Annotated in this window: 9 protein-coding genes and 1 tRNA gene; 4 read left to right on the top strand and 6 right to left on the bottom strand. The window is 67.0% G+C overall.

The genetic code is table 11. The features are described from left to right. The first annotated feature begins 24 nt into the window (after nucleotides 1-24). Nucleotides 25-101: transfer RNA gene (locus tag Q8O26_RS14910), tRNA-Met, on the top strand. A gap of 101 nt (nucleotides 102-202) precedes the next feature. On the opposite strand, the gene eutC is transcribed toward Q8O26_RS14910, so the two are convergent. The 6 genes from eutC to Q8O26_RS14880 form a co-directional block, all read right to left on the bottom strand. Further along, the gene (gene eutC / locus Q8O26_RS14905; RefSeq protein ID WP_305576946.1) at nucleotides 203-988 is read right to left on the bottom strand and encodes an ethanolamine ammonia-lyase subunit EutC; all 786 of its coding nucleotides are present in this window, start codon (nucleotides 986-988) and stop codon (nucleotides 203-205) included. Further along, nucleotides 985-2,373 (bottom strand): ethanolamine ammonia-lyase subunit EutB, encoded by a 1,389-nt coding sequence (locus tag Q8O26_RS14900; RefSeq protein ID WP_305576945.1) that lies wholly within the window; start codon nucleotides 2,371-2,373, stop codon nucleotides 985-987. Before Q8O26_RS14900 ends, eutC begins: the two co-directional genes overlap by 4 nt. A 10-nt stretch (nucleotides 2,374-2,383) precedes the next feature. Continuing rightward, the gene (locus Q8O26_RS14895; RefSeq protein ID WP_305576944.1) at nucleotides 2,384-3,691 is read right to left on the bottom strand and encodes an RNA polymerase sigma factor; all 1,308 of its coding nucleotides are present in this window, start codon (nucleotides 3,689-3,691) and stop codon (nucleotides 2,384-2,386) included. Between the two features lie 3 nt (nucleotides 3,692-3,694). Beyond that, a complete protein-coding gene (locus tag Q8O26_RS14890; protein WP_305576943.1) occupies nucleotides 3,695-4,054 on the bottom strand; it encodes a YciI family protein in 360 nt (119 codons plus the stop codon). 36 nt (nucleotides 4,055-4,090) lie between these two features. Further along, on the bottom strand, nucleotides 4,091-4,486 hold the full coding sequence (locus Q8O26_RS14885; RefSeq protein ID WP_305576941.1) for an MAPEG family protein: 396 nt from the start codon (nucleotides 4,484-4,486) through the stop codon (nucleotides 4,091-4,093). Nucleotides 4,487-4,972: 486 nt separating this feature from the next. Further along, a complete protein-coding gene (locus tag Q8O26_RS14880; RefSeq protein WP_305576939.1) occupies nucleotides 4,973-5,959 on the bottom strand; it encodes a helix-turn-helix domain-containing protein in 987 nt (328 codons plus the stop codon). Nucleotides 5,960-6,289: 330 nt separating this feature from the next. Between Q8O26_RS14880 and Q8O26_RS14875 the strand changes: the two genes are divergently transcribed. From Q8O26_RS14875 to Q8O26_RS14865, 3 genes are all read left to right on the top strand, one after another. Further along, entirely contained in the window at nucleotides 6,290-7,342 is a 1,053-nt protein-coding gene (locus Q8O26_RS14875; RefSeq protein ID WP_305576937.1) for a TRAP transporter substrate-binding protein, read from the top strand. 4 nt (nucleotides 7,343-7,346) lie between these two features. Next, nucleotides 7,347-7,859 carry a TRAP transporter small permease gene (locus Q8O26_RS14870; protein WP_305576935.1) on the top strand — a complete coding sequence of 171 codons (513 nt, stop codon included), beginning with the start codon at nucleotides 7,347-7,349 and terminating at the stop codon, nucleotides 7,857-7,859. After that, nucleotides 7,856-9,159: TRAP transporter large permease (locus Q8O26_RS14865; RefSeq protein WP_305576933.1), on the top strand; the 1,304-nt coding region annotated here is incomplete at its 3' end. The genes Q8O26_RS14870 and Q8O26_RS14865, both read left to right, overlap by 4 nt.

Below are 9,159 nucleotides of genomic sequence, written 5' to 3'. Positions count from 1 at the left end.
CCGTACCGCAAAGACACCGCCTTCCGCGGGGTGGAGCAGCCCGGTAGCTCGTCAGGCTCATAACCTGAAGGTCGTCAGTTCAAATCTGGCCCCCGCAACCAAAACCAAAGCCCCGCACGGCTCACCCCGGCGGGGCTTTTTGCCGTCCAGATGCCGCAACCGCACCGCGGAGCGGCGGAATGTTGACCACACTGATGTCGCGTCAGCCTGCGTCATCCCTGGCCAGCGTCAGTTGGACCGTTGCATCGTGCGCAAGCCAGTTGCCGCTCTCCTCCTTCAGTGTGACGCCGGTCAGTCGGCGCGCCAGCGCCTCGCGCATCAACCACGCCGCCTTGAACGCCGCCTCGCCCGCCGACAGGCCGCCGCCATGGATGTTCGAGATGCAGTTGCGCTCGCCGTCGCTGCGGCCGGGGGAGGGCGCGTAGGTCAGGTAAAGACCGAGGCTGTCGGGCGACGACAGGCCCGGCCGCTCGCCGATCAGCATCACCACCAGCCGCGCCCTGAGCATGTCGCCGATCGCGTCACCCAGAGCCACACGGGCCTGGCGCGCGATCACCACCGGCGCGAGCGTCCAGCGCTCCCGGACGATGTGCGGCTGCAGGGCGGCCACCATCGCCGCGCCATGGGCATGGACGGCGCTCGACGACAGGCCGTCGCCGATGACCAACGCGACGTCGACCGGGTCGCCGGCGGCGGTCGCGAGACGCTTCTCGCTCGCTGCGTCCAGCCGGCGCCCGAGATCGGGGCGCAGCAGATAGGCCTGCCGCGATGGCGCCGCGCTCGCCACCTCGATCACCGGCAAACCCAGCGCTGAAATCTCCTGTGCCACGGTTTCGGCGGCGAAGGGGGCATGGACCGCATCGCGGGCACGCGCGTGCGCGAGGGCGAAGCGCAGCGTCTCCGCCGTCGTCAGCGCCGAACCCGCCCGTCCGAGCCCGATGCGGGCCGGCGTCAGCGCCGCGAGTTCTCGCCAGATCGCCGCGCTCATGCCGCGAGCCCCATCAGGGCGGCGAGAAGCGGCACGTCGGCGGCCCGCGCCGACAGGCGGCCGTCGGCACCGGTAATGCCCTGTGCCTGCAACCAGCCCGCGAATTCCGGCGCCCGCTTCAGGCTGAGCACGTCGCGGATGTAGAGCTGGTCGTGGAACGAGGTCGACTGGTAGTTCAGCATGACGTCGTCGGCACCCGGCACGCCCATGATGTAGCTGACACCTGCCGCCCCGAGCAGCGTCAGCAGTGTGTCCATGTCGTCCTGGTCGGCCTCAGCGTGGTTCGTGTAGCAGATGTCGCAACCGAGCGGCACGCCCATCAGCTTGCCGCAGAAATGGTCCTCCAGGCCCGCCCGGATGATCTGCTTGCCGTCATAGAGATATTCCGGCCCGATGAAGCCGACGACCGTGTTGACGAGCAGCGGCTCGTAGGCGCGCGCCACCGCATAGGCCCGGGCCTCGAGGGTCTGCTGGTCGACGCCGTGATGGGCGCCGGCCGAGAGGGCAGAGCCCTGGCCGGTCTCGAAATACATCACATTGTCACCCACCGTGCCGCGCTTCAGCGAACGCCCGGCCTCCAGCCCCTCCTGCAGGATCGACAGGGTGATGCCGAAGCCCTGATTGGCCGCCTGCGTGCCCGCCACCGACTGGAAGACGAGATCGACCGGCGCACCCCGCCCGATCAGTTCGATCGACGAGGTGATGTGAGTCAGCAAACACCCCTGGGTCGGGATGGCGAAACGGGTGATGACCTCGTCGAGGAGCTTCAGAAGGTCCGCCAGCGTCGACAGATTGTCGGAGGCGGGATTGATGCCGATCGTGGCGTCTCCCGCGCCGTGCAGCAGCCCGTCGGCGATGGCGGCGGCGATGCCGCGGGCGTCGTCGGTCGGGTGGTTCGGCTGCAGCCGAACCGCCATCGTCCCCGGCAGGCCGATCGTGTTGCGGAAGCGCGTCACCACCGAGCATTTGCGCGCCACGGCGATCAGGTCCTGGTTGCGCATGATCTTGCAGACGGCGGCCGCCATTTCCGGCGTGATGCCCGGCGCGAGACTGGCGAGAACCCCGGTCGTCGCGGCGTCCGACAGCAGGAAGTCGCGAAAACCGCCCACTGTCAGGTGCCGCACCGGCGCGAAGGCCACGGCATCGTGTCGGTCGATGATCAGCCGCGTCACGTCGTCGGCCTCGTAGGGCACCAGCGCCTCGGTGAGGAACAGGGTCAGCGGCTGGTCGGCCAGCGCCATGCGCGCCGCGATGCTCTCCTCGGCGCTGGTGGCGGCGATGCCGGCGAGCTGGTCGCCGGAGCGCAGCGGCGTCGCCTTCGCCATCAGATCCTTCAGGTCGCGGAAGAGATGGGTCCGCTGGCCGATGCTCTGGCGGAACGTCATGGATACTCCCTCACTCCCGCGGCGCCGCCGGCGCGTGATCCGTCGGGAAGCATGAACTATGCCGGATTGCAGGCACAGCGATAGGGGATTGGGCCGTCTGCGCCTTGTCGCGCTTGCGCGACAGGAACCGTGCATCCGCTGCCGAACCGGCAAGCGCGATCGCTGTGCCATAGGCGCGCAGCGCCTCGGCTGTTCGGCCTGCACGCTCCAGGAGATCGGCACGTGCCGCGTGGAAAGGCTGGTAATCCGCGAGATCGTCTGCAAGCGCGTCCAGCGACTGCAAGGCGGCTTCCAAAGCGCCGGTCTCGGCCGCAGCGATGGCACGATTGAGCATGACGACGGCCGTCGGCTCGAATCGCAGCAGGCTGTCATAGAGCGCCAGGATCTGCGGCCAGTCCGAACCGTCGTCCTGCATGTGACAGGCCGCGATTGCAGCCTTGATCTGATAGGGACCCGGCGCCCGACGCTGCATGGCGCAGTCGAGCAGCAGCAGCCCCTCGCTGGTCGCCGCAGCGTCCCATAGGCTGCGATCCTGCTCTCCGAGCGAGATCGCGATACCGTCATGTGCCAGGCGTGCGGCGCTGCGGGCGTTGGTGAGCAACAGCAGCGCCAGACAGCCCTCCACTTCCGCCTGCCCGGGGCAAAGCTGATTGAGCAGCCGCGCGAGGAAGACGGCTTCTCGGGCAAAGTCGCGCGTCCGGTCTGGCGTCGCCGAGTAACCGGCGTTGAAGATCAGATAAATGACAGCCAGAACCCCTTGCAGCCGATCGGCGAGCGCATCGGCTTCCGGCACGCGATAGGGAATGCGCGCCGCCGCGATCTTGGCTTTGGCCCGTGACAGGCGCTGCGCCATCGTCGCTTCCTGATCCAGAAATGCGGCCGCTACCTCGCCGGTGGTCAGGCCGCAGATCGTGCGAAGGGTGAGCGCGACGCGGCTCTTCTGTTCGAGCGCCGGGTGACAACAGGTGAAGATCAGACGCAGGCGTTCATCGGAAATATGTTCCGGCGCCTCGCCGATTTCTTCGCCGAGGAAGGGTTGCATCGCGTTCGAGGTCCGGGTTTCGGTCTGGCTGCGACGGATGCGGTCGAGCGCCTTTCGCCATGCGACCTGCAGCAGCCAGCCATGGGGAGAAGAGGGCAGTCCGCTCCGGCTCCAGTGGACGAGAGCCGAAGCCATGGCCTCCTGCAGTGCCTCCTCGGCCAGTTCGAAGTTCTTCAGGCGGGCGATGAGGGCCGACACCAGCCGCCCCTTGTCCTCGCGCATCACCGTCTCGAGTGCATGGGTGACTGCAATGGCCGAAGAGGCGGCTGGAGTCATGGTTCAACCCGCGGGATTGTAGTCCATCAGCGGGCGCACCTCGATGGTGCCGAAATGCGCCGAGGGAATCATCTCTGCATAGCGCAAGGCCGCGTCGAGATCAGGCACTTCGACGATATAGTAGCCGCCGAGGTGCTCCTTGGTTTCGGCGAAGGGCCCGTCCATCGTCTCGGCCTTGCCTCCACGCACACGCAGTGACGTCGCCGTCTCGATGCCCTTCAGGCCCTCGCCGCCGCGGATGACGCCATCGGCCTTCAGCCGCTCGTTGAGAGCGAAGAAGCCGCCCATCATGGCCTGGAACTCCGGCGTGCCATAGGCGGGCTGGAGGTCGGGATTGTTGTAGATCAGGAGCATGTACTTCATGGGAACGTTCCTTGATGTCGGGGTTCGTCAGTTGCGTCAGAGACCGATCACCCGGCGGGCGAGCGAGATGAGCAGGATCACTACGGCCAGCATGTTCGTGCCGTTGCCGACATAGCGCAGAGGATGGCCGGCATTGTCGATGGCCAGGCCGAACGGGTGGGCGATGCGGCCGATCAGCAGCAATGCGCCGGCGGCATGGAGCCATGGCGCCGACGTGCCCTGGATCTCGTTGACGATCATCAGCACCAGGACGAACGGCACCCACTCGATGAAGTTGCCATGGCGGCGGATCTTCTGCAGCAGGGCCGGGTTGTTCGCGTCGCCGATCGAGCAGGCGAGGGCCGAGCGGGCCGAACTGACGCCCATCCAGAGGGCGAACCAGACGACGCCGAGCGGCAGGATGTAGAGGGAGGTGATCGAGAGGGAGTTCATCGGGAAGCCTTTCTTGTTGTTCCGATGTCCCAAGGACGCCGCTGCCCTGCAGGATTCGACATGGGGTCGAAAAAAATCAAAAGAAATGTCGTCGGGGCGGATCGCCCCGGGGCGTGCGGGTACGGCGGGCGACGACACGGTCGAGCGGCGCCACGCTCTTTCGCCGGCACGCTGCGGCCGGCCGGCGCAACTTTCCGCCCGTGTTGTCCGTCAGCGCCGCCATCCTTCTCGCCGGCGACGCCGACGACCACGGGATGCGTGAAAGCTTCTACGCCAGACGCGAACGGGTTGTGCGACCGCCATCGCGCCCTTTCGCATCACGAAGTGGGGAGGACCGTCTTCGGCTTCATCACGGCCTTGGTCGCCCTGTCGCGTCGTCACGCGGCGCGGGACGGCCCCCCTCGTCGGATCCGCAGGGAAGCGTCCTGGGGTGACCTCGCCCACCGGGACCGTGAACCGCCGATGGATCCGGGCCGGCGCCATCGCTCAGGTGGCAAGATCGCCAGCGCTTGCCGTTCGGTCTTCATGGCTGATCTTGTAGGTGGAATGGAGGTCGCGGAACTGTCGCGGAGCCGTCCCCGTATGCCGGCTGAAAAACCGGCTGAAATAGGCAATGTCCTCGAACCCGCAATCGAATGCGATCTGGGAGATCGGCTTGAGCGTGTAGATGAGCTCCCTTTTGCATTCGAGAACGATGCGTTCGTGCTGAATGGCGAGGGGCCCCTTTCCGACGGCCTTGGTCGTGATGGAGTGCAGGCGATCGGGGGTGATGCCCAGTTCTCGCGCCATCTCGCTCACCGTCGGCTGTTGGCGAAACCGAGTCTCGACGACTTGCCGGAAGCGGCGGAATTCCGAGGCTTGCACCGACCCCAGATGGCTGTCGAGCGTATCGAGCGTCTTCAGGCGCAGCATGGCCACCAGAAGCAGACTGATGGTTGAGCCAATGACCGTGTCACTTCCGGTGCGGGGCAGCATCTGCTCGCGCTCGAGTGCCGTCATGAGTCCAGCGACATCGATGCCGATCTCGCCGGCCGCGGATAAGGCGGCAAACCGGGGTTCCGACGCGACATAGGCAAGCCGACCGCTGTCCGGGCCGGCCCGCGTGGCCGCGTCGACGACATCGTGGGACACGGTCAGGACGAGCCCTTCGGTCCCGGGTATGAACCGGAAGCCATGCACAACGCCCACCGGCAGCCACACGATCCAGGGTGGCTCCATGGCGACGGTGCGTCCTTCGATATTGAGGTCGCCGCCGCCGGCCGTGACCAGAATGCACTGGGCGAGTTCCGAGTGCCGGTGCGTTGAGATATGCCAGTCATTGGCCGGTGCCCGCGAACTGATCGGCTCGATATGGGCATATCCGGCAGCACCGCTGGCTGCCGCAAGGCCGTAGAGCCCGAAGACCGGAATGCTGTAGACCGAGCCGCCGCTGTTTTTCATTGGTGCCGCCAGATTAATCCAAGTTTTTCTCATGGTTCCCTATACTGAGCGACACCGCAATAGGGTAGCGTCGCCTAATGAATTGGTCATCGCAGGCCTTTCCCCTTTCATGAAGGGGAGAGTCTCGGGGCAGGTTTTCGAGGAGTTGATCCACGCTTTCGATGCGTGAACCAGGTGGCAGGCGGGGTCGTCCGGCAGCATCGCCACGTATGCGTTCTGCCTCTCGCCACGCGAAACGGGCCAGGTAACAAGGCCCGGAATATGGACCGCTAGCCTGCGGTCTCCAGAAAAGAGCAAGCGCCCCGCCGACTGCTGTGGTCCGGCGAAGGGATCGCTGTGATCAGGACAAGGAGGACATCTGCCATGACGTTTACCCGCCGCCATGCGCTGGCTCTTGCCGGCGCTGCCGTTGCCACCCCTGCGGTGATGCGGACCGCATGGGGCCAGGCCCCGCAGGTCACGCTGCGCCTTCACCATTTCCTTCCGCCCGTGTCGAATGCCCACCAGCGCTTCCTCTTGCCCTGGTCGCGCAAGGTGCAGGAGGCCTCCGGCAACCGCATCAGGATCGACATCTTCCCGTCGATGCAGCTCGGCGGCGCGCCGCCCCAGCTCTTCGACCAGGCGCGCGATGGCGTTGCCGACATCGTCTGGACCCTGCCGGGCAACACGCCCGGCCGCTTTGCGGCGACGGAGGCGATGGAACTGCCCTTCATCGCTGGCAAGCGCGGCGTCACCAATTCCAGGGTGTTGGCGGAGCTCGGCCCGACGCATTTCTACAAGGACTATGCCGAGGTCCAGCCGCTCTGCCTGTGGGCGCATGACCACGGCCTGATCCATTCCAACAAGCAGGTGCGCACCCGGGCCGATCTCGACGGGCTGAAGCTGCGGTTCCCCACCCGCCAGGCTGGCGAGGCGCTCAGGGCGCTCGGCGCCACGGCCATAGGCATGCCGATCCCGCAGGTGCCCGAGGCGCTGGCGCAAGGCGTGATCAATGGCGCGGTGGTGCCGTGGGAAGTCGTGCCGGCGCTGCGCCTGCACGAACTCGTCAACCACCATACGGAGATCCCGGGCTCGCCGACGCTCTACACCGCGACCTTCATCCTCGCCATGAACAAGGCGAAGTACGAGGGCCTGCCGGCCGACCTGAAGAAGGTGATGGACGACCATTCCGGCATGGTGGCCGCGGTCATGGCCGGCGAGATGTGGGACGAGCGCGGCCGGGCGGTGAGCGAGATGGTCAGGGCGCGCCCGCGCAACACCATCACCGTCCTCGCCGAGGACGAGGCGGCCCGGTGGCGCGCCGCCACCCGTCCGGTGGAGGAGGCGTGGATCCGGGGCGTCAGGGAGCGGGGTCTCGACGGGCAGAAGATCGTCGACGACGTGCGGGCCGCCGTCGCCAAGCATATGGCGGCCTGATCGCATGACCGGTGAGGCAGAGGTGACGGGCGGCGGCGCATCGCCGCCCGGGCTGGTCGACCGCGTCGCGCGCGGGCTCGCCATTTTCGGCGGCCTGTTCATGCTCGCCGCGGCGTTCATGGTCACCACCTCCGTGCTGCTGCGCTGGCTGTTCAGGTCCGGCGTCCAGGGCGACTTCGAGATGGTGCAGATCGCCACCGCCGTGGCGGTCTTCGCCTTCCTGCCGCTGTGCCAGCTGAATCGCGGCAATGTCTTCGTCGACACCTTCACCTTGCGGACGCCGGCCCGGCTGAACCGCTTCCTCGACCGGCTGTGGGACGGGCTCTATGCCGGTTTCGCGCTGCTGATCGGCTGGCGGCTCATCGTCGGCGGGCTTGACGCCATCGCCTCGCGCACGAGTTCGATGGTGCTCGCCATCCCCATCGGCTGGGCGATCCTGGCGACCGGCCTGATGGCCTTCGTCCTCGCCGGCGCCACCCTCGTCTCGGCCCAGCGCCTGTCCCGGGAGCCGTCATGAGCGGAGCCGCCGTCGCCGCCCTCGGCTTTGCCGGGATGCTGGTCCTCCTCGTGCTCAGGATGCCCATCGGGCTCGCCATGCTGACGGCGGGCGCCATCGGCTATGCCTGGTTCACCAGCGTGCCGATCTTCCTCAACTACATGAAGACGACGCCCTATCACCTGTTCGCCAATTACACGCTGTCGGTCATCCCGCTGTTCATCCTGATGGGGGCGCTGGCCGAGAAGTCGGGCCTGTCCACGGCGCTGTTCCGGGCAGCGGCGAGCTTCCTCGGTCACTGGCGCGGCGGGCTCGGCATGGCGCTGATCGGCGCCTGCACCGGCTTTGGCGCCATCTGCGGCTCGTCGGTGGCCACCACCGCCACCTTCGGCCGGGCGACGCTGCCGGAGTTCAAGCGCTATGGCTATGATCCCGGCTTCGCCACCGGCATGATCGCGGTCGGCGGTACGCTCGGCATCCTCATCCCGCCCTCGGTGATCCTCGTCGTCTATGCCATCACCACCGAGCAGAACATCGCCAAGCTGTTCATGGCGGCGCTGATCCCCGGCCTCATGGCGACAGTCTTCTACTGCGTCGTCATCGCCATCGTGGTGCGCCTCGACCCCAAGGCCGGCCCGGCCGTCGCGCGGGTGCCATGGGCCGAGCGCTGGCGGGCCCTGCTCGGCGTCTGGCCGGTCATGCTGATCGCCGTCACGGTGGTCGGCGGCATCTATGGCGGCGTCTTCACGCCCACCGAAGGCGCCGCCGTCGGCTGCATCGCCATGCTGGCGGTAGGGCTCCTGCAGCGCAGCCTCGGCTGGGCGGAGATCAAGGCCTCGCTGATCCAGACCGCCGAGACCTCGGCGATGATCTTCATCATCCTTCTGGGCGCCGAGGTCTTCAACGGCTTCCTCGCCCTGTCGCAACTGCCGAGCGTCGCCGCCGAGTTCGTCACCCAGTCGGGCCTGCCGCCCTATGGCGTGATCGTCGGGCTGCTCGTCTTCTACGTCATCCTCGGCGGCGTCATGGACGAACTCGCCATGATCCTTTTGACCCTGCCGATCTTCTTCCCCATCGTCACCGCGCTCGACCTCGGCATGATGCCCGACGACATCGCCATCTGGTTCGGCATCCTCGTGCTGATGGTCGTCGGCATCGGCCTCACCGCACCGCCCATCGGCCTCAACGTCTTCGTCATCTCCGCCATCGCCAGGGACGTGCCGATCCTCTCGACCTATCGCGGTGTCATCCCCTTCGTCGCCGCAGATATCCTGCGGCTCGCCCTCGTCGTCACCTTCCCGGCGCTGGCATTGTGGTTGGT

The organism is Phreatobacter sp. (genome assembly GCF_030691135.1).
Lineage (GTDB): Bacteria > Pseudomonadota > Alphaproteobacteria > Rhizobiales > Phreatobacteraceae > Phreatobacter.
The sequence above is the reverse complement of the archived record's forward strand: the minus strand, read 5'-3'. Positions and strand labels throughout refer to the sequence as shown.